Origin of the sequence: Alcanivorax sp. HI0007 (genome assembly GCF_001635525.1) — a bacterium.
Classification (GTDB): domain Bacteria; phylum Pseudomonadota; class Gammaproteobacteria; order Pseudomonadales; family Alcanivoracaceae; genus Alcanivorax.
Window position 1 is genome coordinate 1 of sequence record NZ_LWEJ01000078.1, and the last position, 17,039, is coordinate 17,039.

The window sequence follows — 17,039 nt, forward strand, 5'->3', positions numbered from 1 at the left end:
CGCTGCGCAACCCCATGCAAGCCTCGGCAGCAATGGTCAGGCCCGGGGCATCCGCCGGCACCACAAACGCCGCCACCTCACTCTCCGTGGCAGCGATCACCACGAACCACTGACATTGGCCCGCCATGGGCACCAGGCTTTTCACACCGTTCAGCGTATAACCATCGCTTTCTTTACGGGCTGTTGTGGCCGGCATCGTCGGTTCGAAGGTGGCACGGGGTTCATTGAGGGCCACGGCGGCGCCAACGAAGGTTTCGGATGCCAACGCCGGCAACCAGCGCTCCTGCTGCTGCTCGTCAGCAAAATCCATCAGCGCATTCACCGCAGACAGGGACTGGAGCGCCGCCAGGGTATGAGACATGTCACCCTGGGCCAGGTCTTCCACGGCCAGGGCATTGGAGAGCGGCGAACGGGGCATGCCCACTCCCCCAAGGGCTTCCGGCATTGGCATCAATGCCAGACCAAAACCGCTAATGGCATCGAGCAGGCTCGCATCCGCCGCCGCAGCGTCATCGGCAGCTCTGGCCTGGTTTGACAAGGTATCGCGGGCGAGACGCCGCATGCTTTCGCGGGTAATACGCTGCTCTTCTGTCAGCGTGAGATCGAACAGTGGGGTCGACATGGTCTGGCCTCAGAGTGTCGGGTTAACACAACCAATCAAACGATTGTTTTACGCAACACAGTCTGTCAGCTTATGTCTACCTCTCACAATGACATCACTGTGACCCGGGATGAGAAAAACGGTAAAGTCGAAAAAAAGCCATCAGGCCAGCTACAGGATTGTGTTTCTTACGTGTTTACCCTGATCCCCGCCGACCCACCGGAACGGGCCATCCGCCTGCGCCGCCAGATCATGGCTCTTTATTCCTATTGCCTGTTGTGGGCGGGAACCATCATCGGTGTCGAGCTCAGCGCCTTTGCTCCCGATACCCCCCACCTGACCCTCTTTTCGGTCCTTTTTGCCATCAATCTGGTGTTTTTCCTGATCATTCGCAGCGGGCTCAGTGAGCGCTTCGCCGACCCCAGCCTGACCATTGTGCAGATGGCCACGGGGATCGTACTGACCACAGTGATCCTTCACTACACCCGGGAGTTGCGCGGCGCCATGCTGAGCATCTACTTCATGGTCATGACGTTCGGCATCTTCGCCCTGGATCGGCGCCGCCAGATGGCCATGGCAGGTTTTACCCTGCTCTGTTTCACCCTGCTACAGATCTACGAGTGGCGGGAAACCCCCCAGCAGGCCATTTTTTCGTTTCTGATCGGACACTGGATCATTCTTGCCCTGATTCTCTGCTGGTTCATTTACATGGGGGGCTATATCCACAATTTGCAGACCCGGGTCAGGGACCAGCGGGAAAACCTGCGCGACGCCCATCGACGTCTGGAAGCCATTGCCGTCCGCGATGATCTCACCGGCCTGTACAACCGCCGCCATTTCCTGGAACGGCTGGAAGAGGAAATCTCCCTGGCCAACCGTAACCACACCAGCCTCTACCTGGCGATTATCGACCTGGACCATTTCAAGCAGGTCAACGACAACCACGGCCATCACAGTGGCGACGAAGTCCTTAGCCGCTTTGGCCGGATCGCCAGCCAGAGTCTGCGCAAGTCGGACCTGCTGGCCCGCTACGGGGGAGAGGAATTTGTGGTGCTGTTCCCCCATGCCTCGCAAAGCGCCTGCGAAGCAGCCCTTGAGCGCCTGCGCCAGCAGTTTTCAGAACAGCATTACGATTTTGCTCCATCGCTACAGACGACCTTTTCTGCCGGTCTCACCGCATTTCAGGAAGGGGAAACGGCGGATCAGTTAACCAAGCGGGCCGATACCGCCTTGTATGAGGCAAAATCCCACGGCCGAGACCGGATCATCAGCCTGCCCTGAGCCAAACACCGGGAATGCCTGGAGCCCCTGAACAACTCCCGGTATGCTTGCGGCCAGCGGAGGACTCCATGTCAGATATCACCAATCCCAGCCTTAAAAATACCGTTCGCCAATATTTCCAGGACCAGGGTGATGACGCACCCACCTGGACGGAAATCCACGGCATGCTATGCGCGCTGGCCGTAGGACCAGAGGCGGAGACCGTAGACTATGCGGCGGAGCTGGAGATGCCGGTTCCCGAGGAAGTCTGTGATGCCCTCAACCGTCTCAAAGAGCGGCTGGTCACCCAGTTGCTGGGCGGCGATGCCATCAACCTGCCCTGCCTGCTGGACCCGTACCAGGACGATGACGGCCAGGACCTGGCAAGCTGGTGTGCCGGTTTCATGACCGGGGTGTTCGTGGATGAGCAAGCCTGGTACCAGGACGATGAAGAACAGATGGCGCAATTGCTGCTGCCCTTTATCCTGATCTCCGGCGTGGATGATGACGAAGCCTTGGACACGCTCTGGGACAACACCCAGCTTGTCCGGCAAATGGCCCTGAGTGTTCCGGAGATTCTGGAAGAGCTTTACCTGGTATTCCATGGCCCTGATCAGGGAGAGGACCCCGCTTAGGGAACCTTCCCCGCTAACGTGACACAGTTCTGCGCCTTGTTGCTTCTCTCCGACTAGTCTTGAGGTAAGCGCTGCCGCGATCCCAAAAACGCTTCTTACAAAGCGGCAGCCCGACAACACTCTGGGGGGAAATCAAGGTGCGCATCTGCATTGTCACCGGCCTGCTGATTCCGGCACTGGCCTTCGCTGAAACAGCCACCAACAACCCTTGCCCCACCTTGGTCACTGCGGCTTTCACAACCGACGTGGAAGATCGCGAACCCGTTTCCTCACTGGCAACCGCCCCACTTTCAGCCAATGAACTGCTGTTTTTCACTGCCATCCAGGGTGGCAATGGCCAGCAGCTGCATCACACCTGGTCCTACAACGGTGACGCCATCGTCGATGTCACCCTGGCGGTAGGTTCGGACTACTGGCGCACCTGGTCATCAAAGACCTTTGCCGGCCTTGACCTGGCCGTGGGCGGTCAGTGGCAGGTCCAGGTTTCTACCCAAAGTGGCTGTCAGCTGGGAACCTGGACCCTGACCCTGAGCGAGGATGGGGCTGCCAGCCAGATGGCGCCTGCACACGCCACGCCACCACCCCCCTCGGGGCACGCCGAGCCGGAAAGCGCGGATCCCTCACCGGTGGATCTCAGCAAACATTACGACGTGATCCGACAGTTGCTTGACCTTGGTGACACCCGCGCTGCCAAGGTGGCCATACGCCGTGCCCGCCAGCTCACCGACAACCCGCAACAACAGAACGCGCTTGATTCCCTGGCCACGAATAACGAAGCCTTTGCGCAACTGGAGAGAATGATCCGCCAGCGGGATATCCATGGTGCCCGGGAATTGATGCAGACCCTGGAGATTTCCATCTCGCCCGACAGTCCGGTTTACCCGGCACTGCAAAGTCGGCAAAGGCTGCTGGAACGGCTGGAGGGCGACGACCGCAACGAACCGATCTTCCAGTCCGCATCCAGCCCCTGATCATGACGGGCCGGAGGCCTCAGTCATCCTTGAGGGAAAGGTGACTGATATCCGGAACCACGGGTGCTTTTTCCTCTTTTTTCTGACCCAGCACTTCGCCGGCCTGTGCCATGCTCAAGTGGCTGACATCCGGTGCTGGCGGGGGTGCCTTCTTGTCGCTGTTATCCATTTTTGCGCCAACCTCCGCCACGGAAAAAGCGCCGGAAAATCCGGTGCCACCGGTACGGATCGTGCCCACCGTTTCCAGCTCGCCCGTTGAGGCCTGCGCATCCCCCTGGCTGTCCGCTCGGACCGCGGCCGCCGTGTCGCGGACAGGCGCCGACGGTTGTGGGGCTGACGGCGGCGTCGCGGCTTCTGCCACCGGGCGCAATTCGCACTCGGCACCGGCCTGTTTCAGTACCGCCCGGAATTTCATGGCGGTGGCCTGATCCGCATCCTTTTTCAGCACCACAGGCTGGCCGGAGAACAGCTTCTCCACCCGCGGGGCCTCCATCTTGAAAATTTTTCCCAGGTTGGCCTTCACGGTGGCAAGGTCCGAGCCTTTCACCAGTTGACCGGTAAACACAATATGAAAACGGGCGTCGGCCATTGTGGCGTCCTCTCTCGTTGTTGCTGCCTTCCCCATGTGGCGATCTGGGTCAGCAGGGTCAGTCATCGTCCAGCGGGGTTTGAGCGCGCGCCCCAGGCGAACCTCAACCCATCTGACTGGCAGCATATTCCGCCAGTGCAGCGATGGTCCGCGACGGATTCAAGCCCAATGCACGGGGCACCATGGCACCATCAATCACAAACAGATTGGGGTAGTTGAACACCTCTCCCCGGTGATCTACCACGCCCTGTTCCACAGAATCCGCCATATTGCAGCCCCCCAGAGGGTGAGGGGTCACCAGATCCTTGAACCAGTTCCATGTGGCTGGAGTCATGGGCTTGCCGCCAGTGGCGGCGGTCAAGGCCAGATGCCTGTCGGCAAGGGCCTGCACCGCTTTTTCTGCCTGGCGGTAATCCCAGTCCAGTTTCAGGCGGTCTTTTTTCCAGGGCCAGTACCAACGACGCCCCAGAGAGAAACGGCCGCCGGGATCATCCATGGCCTGTCCGAACCAGGGCATCATCTTCGCAAAGGGGTCACTGCTGTCACCGTATTCGACCATGGCAGCGCCCAGCCGGGTACCTGCGAATCGCGGATCTTTTCCCAGCCGTTCCATCCAGCTGCCGAGGATATCCGGCACGCCGCCATCTTCGACAAAGTAACGCGCCCCGCCATCGGAGCCATCCAGATAGTCGATGGCGCTGGTGATGGTGGGCCCGCGAGTGGGCGAAACCCGGCGCTCGTCGTAGAAAGCCATGGTGGCAAAGTCGCCATTGCAGGACCAGTTATGGCCCAGCTTGCGGCTGAGTTTCGGCAAGGTCTTGTATTGATCCCGGCAGCGCAGCAGCAATTCCGTGGACCCCATGGAGCCGGCGGCCACGATCACTTTCTCCGCCTTGAAACGTCGCCAGCAATGACCCTCCAGGTCACGGGCCAGCACTTCATAGCCGCCGCCCTGCAAAGCCCGAATGGTGCGCACATGATGCAGAGGACGAACATCGGCACCGGCATTCTCCGCCGCCGCCAGGTAATTCATGTCCAGGGTGTTCTTGGCTTGCACCGGGCAACCCAGATCGCAATTACCGCAATGCACACAGGTGCCCTGGGTCTTGCCCTGTGGGTTCACCCAGGATTGGCTGTGGCCATAGTCATAGGGATCATCACGCTCCGGGCTCCAGTCCAGATCGAAGGTGATCGCCTGGGGAACGATACGAAACCGCTCTCCGGCCCCCACCGCCTCGGCCCCCTCTTTCATCAGGTGGGTTCGTGCTGTCCACTGATTGGCCGGCAGCTCCTGGACGTTGAGCATGACACCGGTGGTGTCGTAATGAGGCTTGAGGGTGGTGTAGTCGATGGCCTCGGGCCAGCCCTGCGCAAAGGCCTCCGGTCTGGCCTCAATGCTGACATTGGCGTAAATCAGGGAACCACCGCCAACGCCGGCACCGGTGGCGATACTCATGTCGCCGAAATAGCGAAAATCAAGCCAGCCGTTCTGTTTCTCAGGCTCGTCCTCATCCCAGAACCAGTCGCGCTGGGAAACCGAGGGATAGGCCTCAGGCAACCAGCGCCGGCCCCGCTCCAGCACGACCACCTGACTTCCCTTCTCCGCCATACGGCAGGCCATCACCGAGCCACCGAACCCGCTGCCGATGATCAGGACATCCACATTTTCCATCGTCTCCCCCATCCCCTTTTCTTGTCGCTGCCTTTGCGACAACGCTATTTTAATCAAGGTTTTGCACTATAAAATTAACGCTCAATCCTGTCTATTTGCGGCACTTTCCAGTAATCTGGCCACTGTCTTCGCCGGCCTCATTGCAGCACCCATGGAACAGATCGATTTCGTCACTATTGAAGAGCAGCAACGCCCCCGCAAGCGTAACGGCGTCGCTCGCAAACCGGCTGCGAAGAAAGCCGCGAAGTCGCAGCGTCCGGGTGCCGTTCGCGATGGCTATCGCCGCCTCACCGCTGACATCCCCGCCGATCTGCATAAACGCCTGAAAATGCAGGCCCTGATGGAAGACCGTTCTGTTACGGAATTGATTGTTCAGGCCGCCGAGTGTTTTCTCCGTAATCGGGACTAGCCCGTCCACTTGTCGCCCCCATCCTTCACACAATCGTAACGCGCCTGTCATTCCTCCGCACTGTTCCACCGCCATCCTCCTCGTTGACGCCACCGTTGAGGAGCTCGCTGATGGCTGCGGATCTGTTTCTGTTGGGCTGTGCCCTGATGTTCGGGGTAACCTTTCGCTTTCTGTTCCGTCACCTACCGGAAGAGCGCTGGCAATTCGTGGCCTCGCTACCCCTGAAAAAAAACAGTGACGGTTCCTGGCAAGGCCTGAACCTGACCTTTTATGGGTTGTTCACCGGCATCTCCGGGGGGCTCGGCGTTGCTGCCTTTATTCTTTTGACGGCATCTGCCGGCGTTGCTCTGGGAACCGCTCTGCTGCTCACACTGGGCGTGCTTGCCATCTGCCTGCCTGCCGCCAAGATCATCGCCACCGTCGTGGAGAAGAACCGCCATGGCTTCACCGTGGGCGGCGCCAGCTTTGTCGGTATTCTTATCGCCCCCCTGTTTCTCTGGCTGGCGGATATGGCCAGCCAACGCTGGTGGGATACGGCCCTACCGATTCTGCCCATGTTGGCGGCCATGTCGATTGCCTATGTGTTGGGTGAAGGCATCGGCCGGCTGGCCTGCATCAGTTTCGGCTGCTGTTATGGCAAAGCGCTCAGACATTCACCGTCCTGGGCTCAGCGCCTGTTCAGCACCTTGAATCATGTGTTTATCGGCAAGACCAAGAAGATCGCCTTTGCCGGCGAAATGGAGGCAGTAAAGGTCATCCCCATCCAGGCAATCACCTGCGTGGTGTACACAGCTCTGGCCCTGTTGTGCAGCGCGCTCTTCTTCCACCAGCAGTTTGCCCTGGCCTTTGCCCTGAGCCTGGTGGGAAGCCAGTTGTGGCGGGTTTATTCGGAGACACTGCGGGCGGACTACCGAGGCGGCAGCAAGCTGTTCTCCGTCTACCAGATGATGGCCCTCTTTGCCGCACTCTACGGCATCGTCATCAGCCTGGTACTGCCGGTCCATGCGGGTCTGGTACCGGATCTGGCAGCAGGCCTGGGCGCTCTGTGGTCACCGGGGGTGATTCTCAGTCTGCAGGTGATCACCGTGACCATGTTCTTCTTTTCCGGCACCAGCACCATCACCACCGGGGAGCTCCGCTTCGGCCTGGCCGCTGACTGGCGCAGCCAGGCAGGCTGTGAAGAGGCAGGGTGCAAGGGAGAGAAGAAAGCCGCCGCCTGAAGAGCCGTTGAACTTTCAACTCATCCCAACGCCACCGCCTTCACCTGCGCATACAACTGCGCACCGGGAAATACCTCCAGCTGCCGGGCAGAACGGCTGGAGATACGGGCCAGCAGCCGCTGGTCCCCCAGGACCAGTTGCACCACCACCTGGCCCGGGCCCACTTCACGCAGACCTGCCACCTGAACCGGGTGGATATTGAGAATGCTGGAATCCTCTGGCGCCTGCCGGCACAGGCTTACATCCCTGGCCGCAATCCGCAGCCGCACCGTGGCATCTCCGGCCACCGGTCGGGCCGCCGGTAGCCAGAATGTCTGCCGCGCCACGTTCACTGCCTGCAAATGATCCCGACTGTCGTAAGTGTCTAACTTTCCGTACAGCAACGCGGTAGCATCGCCCCGCTGGGCCAGCGGGCCATCCAGCCGTGCCAGCTCCTCATGGGCCTTGCCACTTGCCACGATCCGCCCCTGTTCCATCAGCCAGACTTGCCGCGACAGGGTCAGCAATTCATTCAGGTCGTGGGTAACGTAAATCACCGGTACCTGAGTGGCGATGGCGCTGATCATGCCAAGAAGCTCCTGCTTGTGGCCATGATCCAGCGCCGACAAGGGTTCATCCAGCAGCAACAACTCCGGGCCGGCCATTAAGGCGCGAGCCAGTGCCACTCGCTGAGCCTCACCACCGGACAGTGTCTCAACAGAACGGGCCAGCAGGGGTTCAATGCGGGTCTGACCGACCACCCTCGCCAGATCTTCTCCACTGGCACCGCGGCGCTTTCTCACATAGTCCAGATTGCCGCGAACATCCAGATGGCGAAACAGGGTCGGCGCTTGAAACATCATGCCCAAGGGCCGTTCCCAGGGAGGAAGTCGGAAACCCTCGGTATGCCACAATTGATCCCCGAAGCGGATTTCCCCCTCGCATTCCTGGAGCCCGGCCAGCATTCGCAGCAGGGTACTTTTGCCGGAGCCGGAAGGGCCAAACAGCACAGTCACGCCGCTGGCGGCAAGCTGTGCCTGTACCTGCAGACGGCATTGCCCCACCTGCCCGGCCAGGGAAAATGCCAGACTCAAGGCATCACCCCCACGTTCTGTTTGCGCTGCCAGCGGAACAGGGCCCACAACATCATCACCGACATCACCAGCAGCACACCGGCCAGCCGATGGGCATTGGCATAGTCTCCGGCTTCCACATGTTCATACAGCGCCACGGATGCCACACGGGTTTCTCCGGCAAGGCTGCCACCGATCATCAACACCACACCGAATTCCCCCAGCGTATGGGCAATACCGAGAATAGCCGCGCTGGCATAGCCCTGCCGGGCCTGGGGAATCACCAGCGAGAAGAACCGGTCCAGGGGACGGGCACCCGAGACCGCCGCCATATCCAACTGCCTGGTCTCGATGGCGGCGAAGGCATTCTTCAGCGGCTGCAGGACAAATGGCAGCGAGTAGATCAGCGACCCGATCACCAGGCCGGTAAAGCTGAACGCCAGGGAACGGGCCTCTCCCCACTGGGTCACCCAGCCACCGGGACCGTTCGGCCCCAGCCCGATCAGCAGATAAAACCCCAGCACCGAAGGCGGCAGTACCAGTGGCAGGGCCAACAAGGCTTCCAGTAACGCCTGACCGGGCAAACGGCGGCGGGCCAGCCACCAGGCCAGCGGCGTACACACCAGCAGCAGGATGGCGGTGGTGACCAGCGCCAGTTTGATGCTTACCCAGAGCGCCAGCCAGTCGCCATCACTCACCATCGTCATCCACGACCTCGTCAGTACCGTATCCCAACCCGTTAATCCTCCCCCGGGCCGGGGCAGAAAACAGAAACGCATAAAAATGCCGGGCGGCCTCGGAATCCCTGAGCAGGCCCGCCTGTTGGCGTATGGGAGGATAAAGGCCATCAGGAATACGCCACTGCCGCCCACCCTTGTCCTGCACCTGACTCAAGGCGACAAATGCCGCCTGGGCGGCACCACTGTGCGCAAAGTGGTAGCTCTGACCCACGTTCTCTGCCTGCACAAGAACCACCGACTCAGGCAGCGGAAAGCGTGCCAGTACCGCCTGGGCGGCTTCCCCATAGGGGGCGGTGCGGGGATTGGCCATGGCCACCGGCGACACCTGACCGGCGACCAGCGACGGGCCGGCCAGGACCGGCCCGGCATCCGGTGACCACAACACCAGTCTGCCAATCGCATAGGTCCGTACCGTCTCCGGCAGAATCAACCCTTCCGAGGCAAGCTCTTGCGGTCGACGAGCGTCCGCGGCCAGGAAAATATCATAGGGCGCGCCTTGACGAATCTGGGCCGCAAGCTTGCCGGTGGACCCCACCGTGACCTGAATCTCCGCCTCCGGGTGATGCTGGCGATACGCCTCAACCAGTTGCTTCAGCGGAGAGGAAAAATTGGCGGCAACGGCAACCTGTACAGGCTCCGCCACTGCGGTGGCCGCCACCATCAACAACAGGCTGACTAGCAAACACTTCATGAAGGCTCCAGGACCATGAGCGAACGCCCAGTCTAACCCGAATCAGGTACTCCATGGATGACAGCAGCCCCCCGATGGCGCTTTGCTGGCAAAGCGAAGATTTCAGAAAGCACCGGGCTTGATTGACCTCTTCGCCTTGTGAGCAAGGCGCCAACGACGCGCGAATGGAATTATCAGGAAGGTTTGCGGGGATTCTGACCACGATGCTGGCGGCCGCGAGCGCGGGCCAGTTCGATCTGCTTTTGCCGTTCGGCAAAACGCGCCTTTTGTTCCGGTGAGGATTCGTCGAAGCACTTCGGGCAGGACACCCCCAACTGGAATTTTTCCGACGCCTTTTCCTCTTCACTGATGGGTCGGCGGCAGGCGTGGCACTGGTCAAATTCACCGGGGTTAAGGTCGTGATCAACGGTCACCCTTTCGTCAAAGACGAAACACTCCCCTTCCCACAGGGATTCTTCTTTCGGCATCTCTTCCAGATATTTGAGAATGCCTCCCTTCAGGTGATAGACCTCTTCAAAGCCCTGCTCTTTCAGGTAGGCAGTGGATTTCTCACAACGGATGCCGCCGGTACAGAACATGGCCACTTTCTTGTGCCTGGCCGGGTCCAGAGTCTCTTTCACATACTCGGGAAACTCCCGGAAGGTTCGGGTTTCCGGGTTGATGGCGCCCTTGAAGGTGCCCACTTCCACTTCATAATCATTGCGGGTATCGATCAGGAGGGTTTCCGGATCACTGATCACCGCGTTCCATTCCTGCGGGCTCAGATAGGTGCCCACGGTACGATTGGGGTCGATGCCTTCCACCCCCATGGTGACAATTTCTTTCTTGAGCTTCACCTTGGTACGCAGGAAGGGATGCGCGTCGTGGAAGGATTCCTTGTGCTCCAGATCCGCCAGACGGGGATCCTCACGGAGCCAGCCAAGTACCGTGTCGATACCCGCCCGTGGACCGGCGATGGTGCCGTTAATGCCCTCGTTGGCCAACAACAGGGTGCCGCGCACATCCTGTGCGAGCATCAGCGCCAGAAGGGGCTCGCGCAACTGCTCGAAATCGCCCAGACGGACAAACTTGTACAGGGCAGCAACGACGATGCTGTCCGACCTTTCCACTTTATGCTGACTCACGCCTTGAACTCCGGATCGTGCTTACTGCCACCAAGACAGTCAGGGGATTCACTCACCTCGCCCCCCTTGGCCTGCCACTCCGCCACGGTATAGGTATGCAGGGCCAGTGCATGCACCGGACCCGCCAGCTCCTCGGCCAGAACCTTGTAGAGCATCTGGTGGCGACGCACCGGCAACATACCGTCAAAGGCGTCGCTTACCAGCACCAACTTGAAGTGGGTTTCTGAATTGGGTGGCACACTGTGCTTGTGACTTTCGTTTTCCAGGGCCAAATGTGCCACAGGGACAGCCTCGGAAACCTTGCGCTCGATCAATGTTGCTACGCTCATGGCACTCACCACCCGGGGATACAAAACCAGTATAGCGCGGCGTCAGGGCCGCGCGGGGGCAGTATTCTACGCGCTTTGCCAGGTCCTGAGAAATGTCCGGCGGTCAGATACTCCCGCTCACTGCGGGGCAGGAATGATGGAATCCCACAGCGTCTCAGCGTCCTTGTCCAGCAAGGCGGCCATCTCCTCGCCCGGCCCGAACTGGCGCACCTTGCGCCCGGCGGACCAGCCGTGCCAGCCAGGAGCCTTGCCGTGGGCAAAGTCGCCCCAGGCGGTCTGTACCTGACGGGACAAGGTTCTGGCGGCATCTCCACCGCCGGTGAAATAGATTCCCGCCGGGGTATCGGTGACGCCAAACACGAAGGGCACATCCACCACATGGCAGGCTCCCAGTGGCAAGCCGAAGGGTTCGCTCTGCCAGGTAAACTGGAATCCCCAACAATCCGCATTGTGGCGGCTCTGGGCATCCAGCAACCGCAATGTGGGCACACGGAAGAGACGATCAGATTCCATGGCCGAAAACACATCCAGCGGACTGCGGCGGGGATCCGGTTTCACCGTGGAATGGTAATACTCGAACGCCCGGGCCCCATTGCCCGGCAGGCCACGCTCGAACCGACGCTGAATTTCCTGATCATCCACCTCTCGCAGGGAATCCATTTTCACCGTGCCAGCCAGGACGCCGGCGTACTGGAAAAAGTGATATTCATCCCGGCAAACCCCCGCCAGCAGTCTCTTGTCCGCAGCAGCACCGGCGGCAATGGCATCTATCGGCGACTGCGGCAACAGGTCCCCATCCACCATGGGAAGAAAGTTCATCGCAAACTGTGGCGTGGTGGTGCGAAGCCCTCGATCCACCAGCACTTTCACCGCCTGGTTCTGGGCCTTGATCCAGTCTTTTGCGGTGCTGTCGCGTAGCCTCTCTGCGGCACTGCCCGCGCCCGGCAATGCTGCTACAAAAGCGTCGGTGACCCTGCGGACCTGCTCCGGCGCCAGCACAAAATCCGCCGCGCCGGACTGCGAGATGGCAGCGTGGAACAATGACGCGGCCCGGGGACATGCGAGCAGTGCACAGACACTGAAACCGCCAGCAGACTCCCCGAATACGGTGACCCGACCGGCATCACCGGCAAAGGCAAGGATGTTTTCCTGGACCCATTCCAGCGCCGCCAGTTGATCGCGCAGGCCCAGATTACTGTCCGCATCCAGTTCCGGCGCCACCGCCGTGAAATCCGCAAAGCCCATGGCCCCCAACCGATAGGCCGCATTCACTACCACCACCCGCTGGCTTCGAGCCAGTTCCGCCCCGTTGTACAACGGTTGCGAGATGGAGCCGGCCAGGTAAGCGCCGCCATGGAACCAGACCATCACCGGAAAGGGCCCCTCCCCTTCGGGCACCCAGATATTCAGGTACAGGCAGTCTTCGCTGGACTCGTGGACACCCATCAGCGGGTTCTTCATCTGCAGGGAGGGTTGGGGATAGTGATCTGCTACCACCGCATTATCACCGTCCGGCAACGGCCGGGGGGCCTTGAAACGATGCTCACCCAGCGGTGGCAAGGCAAACGGGATGCCCCTGTATTCGGTGACACCGTTTGCGGTCACTCCCTGATAACGGCCCTGACGAATCACTGCTGACATAGCTGCGTCCTTTTCCGGTTTCTGTCCGACAGCCTTGTTGTCTCCTGCACGCTTTGGCGCCGGGCAACGGCCTTGTGAATTGCCACCATGGCCCACAGGGCAAAGGCTGACCGCAGACCATAGCAAATTACCTACTGATAAGTAGGCCAAAGCTCATGTTTAATTGTTAGACAACATTAACAACACTGTCAGAATCCTGACTTACACTTGTTCACGCCCTCGCAGCCACCGCCAGAGGGCTTTGCTAATCCATTTTTCTAGGAGGGAAGCCCCCCATGAGCAACGCTACGATCGAGCAACTCAACGAGCGCTATGAACAAGTTACCACCGAAGCCAAAGCGGCTCTGGAGAAACTGAACACCGCCGTGCGTGGTGCCTACACCCGTCTGGAAGAAAACGGCAACGAACTGTTCCAGACGCTGGTAAAAACCGGCGAGAAACGTCAGAAAGCCCAGAGCAAACCCCAGAAGAAAAGTGCCGCCAAGAAACAGCCGTCCCAGCTGGACGAAGTGCGTGGCAAGGTTGCCACCGCCCTGGGTCTGCCCACCCGTGATGAGGTGGAAGCCCTGAACAAGAAGCTCGCTTCCCTGACCCGCAAGGTCAACAAGCTGGCCAAAGAAGCGAAATAACCGCGCTTTGCCCGCTTCGGGGGCGGCATCGCCGCCCCCGCTCCTTCCCCTTTGTCTCACCTGAACCGTTGACTTCGCCGCTCGCCTCTCGTTATCTAGTGCAACCCACTGATAACAAAAACCACGCGAGTCATGATGTCCGCCAGCCTCACCTCTTCACTGAAATTGCGCACTGTCGCCCCTTTCTGGCTTGAATTCCTGCTGGATGCTGCCCTGCGGGCCGGTGTCGACCTGAGTGGCCCCCTGGTGGACCTGGGGATCAGTAACGATGATCTGGAAAATCCTCAGTCGCGGATCGCCATGACGGTGGAGAACCAGCTTCTCAAGCAGGCCATCCTGCAAAGCGGTGACCCGCTGTTCGGTCTGCACATGGGCGAAGGCATCCGCCCCCGTTTTATGGGCGAACTGGGCTATGCCAGCATGTCCAGCGCCACCCTGGGGGATGCCATCGAGTTGATGATCCCTTTTGCCAATGTCACCAGCGAATGCGCCAAATTACGCTTCGAGTGGCGCGACAAACACCTGTGGCTGATCTGGGAAAGTGATCTGGAAGCGCTCTCCACTTACCCGGCCCGCATTGATGCCCACTTCGCCGGCGCGATCATCTACGGCCGCTGGCTGATCGGCAAGGAACTGTCTCCGACCCGGGTGCTGTTTCACCATCCCCCCCAGGGCGATGAGCAGGAGTATCAGCGGATATTCCGCTGTGACGTGGCCTTTGAACAGCCACTCAATGCCATCGTGCTGGAAGCGGATTTGCTGGACCTGCCGTTGCGCGATGCGGACCCGGAAATGCACAAGGTGGCCCGTTCGCGCATGCAACGGGCCGTTACCCAGTACCATGCCCGCGATAACCTGCTGGAGCAGGTACGTCTGGAGATTCAGAAACGCCTGCAGCAGGGTGTCCCCCAGCTGGAGCCGATCGCCGACCAGTTGGGCATCAAGCCCTGGACCTTGCGTCGTCAGCTGCGCGCGGAGAACACGGACTTTTCCAGCCTGCTGGAAGACGAGCGTCGGCGCCTGGCCTGCGACTGGCTGCTGCACAGCGACCGTTCCGTAAATCAGATCGCCCTGGACCTGGGTTACTCGGAGCAAAGTGCCTTCAACCGGGCCTTCAAGCGCTGGTTCGGTGTGACCCCGGTGCACTACCGGGAACAACCCGGCAGCGCGCTAACCCCCGACGATTGAGGCGCCCCGCCAGCGACGCTTGCATTGCCCGAGGGTCAGCCCCCGGGCAAATCCATCCACCAGGGTCTCGCCCAGATGCCCCTGCAACATGCGGGTGGACATGGGCATTAACCGATAGTAGAGCCCCGCCAGTTGCGCCACCGTAGCCACTTCTTCCCGCCAGCCCGCCAGCCAGTGCGGGTAGCTGGTCAGCTGCCCGGCAAGAATGGCCTGGGCGGCCAGTTGCCCACTGAGCACAGCACCATAGATGCCCTCCCCCAACAGCGCTTCGGTGCAACCGGCCGCATCCCCGGCAAACAGGATGCGCCCGTGACACAAGCGGGCGCGGGGCAGCCAGGTGCCCAGCGGGTAACCCTGCATATGGGAGGGACTGACCCCCAGCCGTTGCTGACTGTAGCGCTCAAGCTGCTCACGGCCGGGGGAAGCCAGGCCATGGCGCCACACATAAAGCCCCACATTGACATGATCCCCCTTGGGAAACAGCCAGCCGTAGCCCCCCTTGATTGCCGCAAAATCCAGGGTCATGCCCGGATACCGGGTCAGTCGATCCCGGGGCACACAGCCTTCAATCGCCATGGCGCCGGGGTAACGACGTTCTCCCAGGAGTTTTCGCACCGGGCTATTGGCACCATCAGCGGCAATCAGTGTGTCGCTCTGGTAACGCTCTCCCTCGCGGGTGGTTACGGTGACCCTGTTGCCATCCTGCTTGATGGCATGAATCCCCCGGGTCTGTCGGAAACAGGCCCCCTGCTGTTCTGCCTGTTGGCGGCAAAAGGCATCCAGTTCGCCCCGTTCGGTCATCACACAGAACGGGGCCGGGGCCTGCAGCGACCGGTCCCTGCCTGGAAAGCGCCCGATCCGGAGAGTGGATACCACCTCACGGACCACGGGAGCAATGGAGAAGCGGTAGCGATTCAGGGTTTTCGACGTCACTCCGCCGGCACAGGGTTTTTCCTGTCCCCCGGCACGGGACAGCACCAGCACACGCCGCCCTGCCGCCGCCAGATCCCAGGCGGCGGCACAGCCGGCCTGGGCCGCTCCGACGATTATCACATCCCATTGGGTCATTCCATGCCTCGAGTCAGTCAAGCGGACTTCGGTCCAAGTATGAATAGGCCTGTGCTTCCTTTATAATGCGCCCCGTCCGGGACCCCTGACCCATGGCGGGATTTGCCATTGCTCAGTGGCTCCCCTGGTTTCAGCCCCATAAGTTCTCCCGAATTCAAGCTAGGAGATTGTTAATGAAAGCACCCGTACGCGTAGCCGTTACCGGCGCCGCTGGCCAAATCAGCTATTCCCTGCTGTTCCGTATCGCCTCCGGCGACATGCTCGGCAAAGACCAGCCCGTTATTCTGCAACTGCTGGAAATCACCCCGGCCATGGAAGCCCTGAAGGGCGTTATCATGGAACTGGAAGATGGTGCCTTCCCGCTGGTCGCCGGCATTGTTGGCACCGACGACGCCAACGTGGCCTTCAAGGACGCCAACTACGCGTTGCTGGTTGGTGCTCGTCCCCGTGGACCGGGCATGGAGCGTAAAGATCTGCTGGAAGCCAACGCAGCAATCTTCTCTGCCCAGGGTAAAGCCATCAATGACAACGCCAGCAAGGACATCAAAGTGCTGGTTGTCGGCAACCCGGCCAACACCAATGCCCTGATCGCCCAGCGCAACGCGCCGGACATCAACCCCCGTCAGTTTACTGCCATGACCCGCCTGGACCACAACCGTGGTATGGCGCAGCTGGCCAACAAACTGGGCAAAACGGTCAACGACATCACCAAGATGACCATCTGGGGCAACCATTCCTCTACCCAGTACCCGGACCTGCACCACTGTGAAGTGGACGGCAAGGTAGCCATCGACCAGGTGGAGCAAGACTGGTACGAAGGCACCTACATCCCGGAAGTCCAGCAGCGCGGTGCCGCCATCATCAAGGCCCGTGGTGCGTCCTCTGCCGCTTCCGCCGCTTCTGCCGCTGTGGACCACATGCGTTCCTGGGCCCTCGGCACTGCCGACGGTGACTGGGTCTCCATGGGCATCTACAGCGACGGTTCCTACGGCATCCAGGAAGGCCTGATCTACTCCTTCCCCTGCACCTGCAAGGATGGCGACTGGAGCATCGTTCAGGGTCTGGAAGTGAACGATTTCTCCCGTGGCAAGATGGAAGCCACCGAGAAGGAACTGGCGGAAGAACGTGACGCCGTTTCCCACCTGCTGCCGTAAGGTTTCGCAGGCATAAAAAAGGGGCTCTTCGGAGCCCCTTTTTTTATGGTCGGATAGCGCAGGTTT

General features: G+C 60.4%; 18 protein-coding genes. 8 read left to right on the top strand and 10 right to left on the bottom strand.

Features of this window, described 5'->3' with window-relative positions:
* A partial coding sequence (locus A3714_RS03785) for an acyl-CoA dehydrogenase family protein (RefSeq protein WP_197463362.1) occupies positions 1-622 on the bottom strand: 622 nt, incomplete at its 3' end.
* A gap of 171 nt (positions 623-793) precedes the next feature.
* Here A3714_RS03785 and A3714_RS03790 point away from each other — a divergent pair.
* The 3 genes from A3714_RS03790 to A3714_RS03800 all read left to right on the top strand — a co-directional run bounded on the left by A3714_RS03790 (position 794) and on the right by A3714_RS03800 (position 3,467).
* Entirely contained in the window at positions 794-1,882 is a 1,089-nt protein-coding gene (locus tag A3714_RS03790) for a diguanylate cyclase (RefSeq protein WP_231866006.1), read from the top strand.
* A 68-nt stretch (positions 1,883-1,950) separates the two neighbouring features.
* Positions 1,951-2,496 carry a YecA family protein gene (locus A3714_RS03795; protein WP_063508041.1) on the top strand — a complete coding sequence of 182 codons (546 nt, stop codon included), beginning with the start codon at positions 1,951-1,953 and terminating at the stop codon, positions 2,494-2,496.
* Between the two features lie 137 nt (positions 2,497-2,633).
* Positions 2,634-3,467: a DUF2914 domain-containing protein gene (locus A3714_RS03800; RefSeq protein ID WP_063508040.1), complete on the top strand. Its 834-nt coding sequence runs from the start codon at positions 2,634-2,636 to the stop codon at positions 3,465-3,467.
* Between the two features lie 19 nt (positions 3,468-3,486).
* Here A3714_RS03800 and A3714_RS03805 read toward each other — a convergent pair whose 3' ends face one another.
* Together A3714_RS03805 and A3714_RS03810 are read right to left on the bottom strand one after the other, a co-directional pair.
* On the bottom strand, positions 3,487-4,056 hold the full coding sequence (locus A3714_RS03805) for a hypothetical protein (RefSeq protein WP_063508039.1): 570 nt from the start codon (positions 4,054-4,056) through the stop codon (positions 3,487-3,489).
* A gap of 103 nt (positions 4,057-4,159) precedes the next feature.
* Positions 4,160-5,728, bottom strand: coding sequence for a GMC oxidoreductase (locus tag A3714_RS03810; RefSeq protein WP_063508061.1), 1,569 nt, complete (start codon positions 5,726-5,728; stop codon positions 4,160-4,162).
* A 151-nt stretch (positions 5,729-5,879) separates the two neighbouring features.
* On the opposite strand from A3714_RS03810, the gene A3714_RS03815 reads away from it, so the two are divergent.
* Together A3714_RS03815 and A3714_RS03820 are read left to right on the top strand one after the other, a co-directional pair.
* The gene (locus A3714_RS03815; RefSeq protein WP_063527005.1) at positions 5,880-6,137 is read left to right on the top strand and encodes a hypothetical protein; all 258 of its coding nucleotides are present in this window, start codon (positions 5,880-5,882) and stop codon (positions 6,135-6,137) included.
* Between the two features lie 110 nt (positions 6,138-6,247).
* Positions 6,248-7,357 carry a prolipoprotein diacylglyceryl transferase family protein gene (locus A3714_RS03820; RefSeq protein ID WP_063508037.1) on the top strand — a complete coding sequence of 370 codons (1,110 nt, stop codon included), beginning with the start codon at positions 6,248-6,250 and terminating at the stop codon, positions 7,355-7,357.
* 20 nt (positions 7,358-7,377) lie between these two features.
* Here A3714_RS03820 and modC read toward each other — a convergent pair whose 3' ends face one another.
* From modC to A3714_RS03850, 6 genes are all read right to left on the bottom strand, one after another.
* Positions 7,378-8,430, bottom strand: coding sequence for a molybdenum ABC transporter ATP-binding protein (gene modC, locus A3714_RS03825; RefSeq protein WP_063508036.1), 1,053 nt, complete (start codon positions 8,428-8,430; stop codon positions 7,378-7,380).
* The gene (modB, locus tag A3714_RS03830) at positions 8,427-9,110 is read right to left on the bottom strand and encodes a molybdate ABC transporter permease subunit (RefSeq protein WP_063508035.1); all 684 of its coding nucleotides are present in this window, start codon (positions 9,108-9,110) and stop codon (positions 8,427-8,429) included. The genes modC and modB overlap by 4 nt, the downstream gene beginning before the upstream one ends.
* A complete protein-coding gene (gene modA, locus A3714_RS03835) occupies positions 9,100-9,840 on the bottom strand; it encodes a molybdate ABC transporter substrate-binding protein (RefSeq protein ID WP_063508034.1) in 741 nt (246 codons plus the stop codon). The genes modB and modA overlap by 11 nt, the downstream gene beginning before the upstream one ends.
* A 173-nt stretch (positions 9,841-10,013) precedes the next feature.
* Positions 10,014-10,964 carry a rhodanese-related sulfurtransferase gene (locus A3714_RS03840; protein ID WP_063508033.1) on the bottom strand — a complete coding sequence of 317 codons (951 nt, stop codon included), beginning with the start codon at positions 10,962-10,964 and terminating at the stop codon, positions 10,014-10,016.
* Positions 10,961-11,293 carry a BolA family transcriptional regulator gene (locus tag A3714_RS03845; protein WP_063508032.1) on the bottom strand — a complete coding sequence of 111 codons (333 nt, stop codon included), beginning with the start codon at positions 11,291-11,293 and terminating at the stop codon, positions 10,961-10,963. Before A3714_RS03845 ends, A3714_RS03840 begins: the two co-directional genes overlap by 4 nt.
* A gap of 117 nt (positions 11,294-11,410) precedes the next feature.
* Positions 11,411-12,934: a carboxylesterase/lipase family protein gene (locus A3714_RS03850; RefSeq protein WP_063508031.1), complete on the bottom strand. Its 1,524-nt coding sequence runs from the start codon at positions 12,932-12,934 to the stop codon at positions 11,411-11,413.
* 275 nt (positions 12,935-13,209) lie between these two features.
* Between A3714_RS03850 and A3714_RS03855 the strand changes: the two genes are divergently transcribed.
* Together A3714_RS03855 and A3714_RS03860 are read left to right on the top strand one after the other, a co-directional pair.
* A complete protein-coding gene (locus A3714_RS03855) occupies positions 13,210-13,563 on the top strand; it encodes a hypothetical protein (protein ID WP_063508030.1) in 354 nt (117 codons plus the stop codon).
* A gap of 132 nt (positions 13,564-13,695) precedes the next feature.
* Entirely contained in the window at positions 13,696-14,751 is a 1,056-nt protein-coding gene (locus A3714_RS03860) for an AraC family transcriptional regulator (RefSeq protein ID WP_063508029.1), read from the top strand.
* Here the strand turns inward: A3714_RS03860 and A3714_RS03865 are convergent.
* Complete coding sequence (locus A3714_RS03865) at positions 14,734-15,819, bottom strand: NAD(P)/FAD-dependent oxidoreductase (RefSeq protein WP_063508028.1); 1,086 nt, start codon at positions 15,817-15,819, stop codon at positions 14,734-14,736. The two genes, A3714_RS03860 and A3714_RS03865, sit on opposite strands and share 18 nt — an antisense overlap.
* Positions 15,820-15,992: 173 nt before the next feature.
* Here A3714_RS03865 and A3714_RS03870 point away from each other — a divergent pair, with 173 nt between their 5' ends.
* Positions 15,993-16,973 carry a malate dehydrogenase gene (locus A3714_RS03870; protein WP_063508027.1) on the top strand — a complete coding sequence of 327 codons (981 nt, stop codon included), beginning with the start codon at positions 15,993-15,995 and terminating at the stop codon, positions 16,971-16,973.
* The last annotated feature ends 66 nt before the right edge of the window (positions 16,974-17,039 follow it).

What these genes read in the sequence shown, in the direction of transcription:
- A3714_RS03795 (WP_063508041.1), top strand. Translation starts at nt 1,951, where the DNA reads ATGTCAGATATCACCAATCCCAGCCTTAAAAATACCGTTCGCCAATAT.
- A3714_RS03805 (WP_063508039.1), bottom strand. Translation starts at nt 4,056, where the DNA reads ATGGCCGACGCCCGTTTTCATATTGTGTTTACCGGTCAACTGGTGAAA.
- A3714_RS03810 (WP_063508061.1), bottom strand. Translation starts at nt 5,728, where the DNA reads ATGGAAAATGTGGATGTCCTGATCATCGGCAGCGGGTTCGGTGGCTCG.
- A3714_RS03815 (WP_063527005.1), top strand. Translation starts at nt 5,880, where the DNA reads ATGGAACAGATCGATTTCGTCACTATTGAAGAGCAGCAACGCCCCCGC.
- A3714_RS03820 (WP_063508037.1), top strand. Translation starts at nt 6,248, where the DNA reads ATGGCTGCGGATCTGTTTCTGTTGGGCTGTGCCCTGATGTTCGGGGTA.
- modB (WP_063508035.1), bottom strand. Translation starts at nt 9,110, where the DNA reads ATGGTGAGTGATGGCGACTGGCTGGCGCTCTGGGTAAGCATCAAACTG.
- modA (WP_063508034.1), bottom strand. Translation starts at nt 9,840, where the DNA reads ATGAAGTGTTTGCTAGTCAGCCTGTTGTTGATGGTGGCGGCCACCGCA.
- A3714_RS03845 (WP_063508032.1), bottom strand. Translation starts at nt 11,293, where the DNA reads ATGAGCGTAGCAACATTGATCGAGCGCAAGGTTTCCGAGGCTGTCCCT.
- A3714_RS03850 (WP_063508031.1), bottom strand. Translation starts at nt 12,934, where the DNA reads ATGTCAGCAGTGATTCGTCAGGGCCGTTATCAGGGAGTGACCGCAAAC.
- A3714_RS03855 (WP_063508030.1), top strand. Translation starts at nt 13,210, where the DNA reads ATGAGCAACGCTACGATCGAGCAACTCAACGAGCGCTATGAACAAGTT.
- A3714_RS03860 (WP_063508029.1), top strand. Translation starts at nt 13,696, where the DNA reads ATGATGTCCGCCAGCCTCACCTCTTCACTGAAATTGCGCACTGTCGCC.
- A3714_RS03865 (WP_063508028.1), bottom strand. Translation starts at nt 15,819, where the DNA reads ATGACCCAATGGGATGTGATAATCGTCGGAGCGGCCCAGGCCGGCTGT.
- A3714_RS03870 (WP_063508027.1), top strand. Translation starts at nt 15,993, where the DNA reads ATGAAAGCACCCGTACGCGTAGCCGTTACCGGCGCCGCTGGCCAAATC.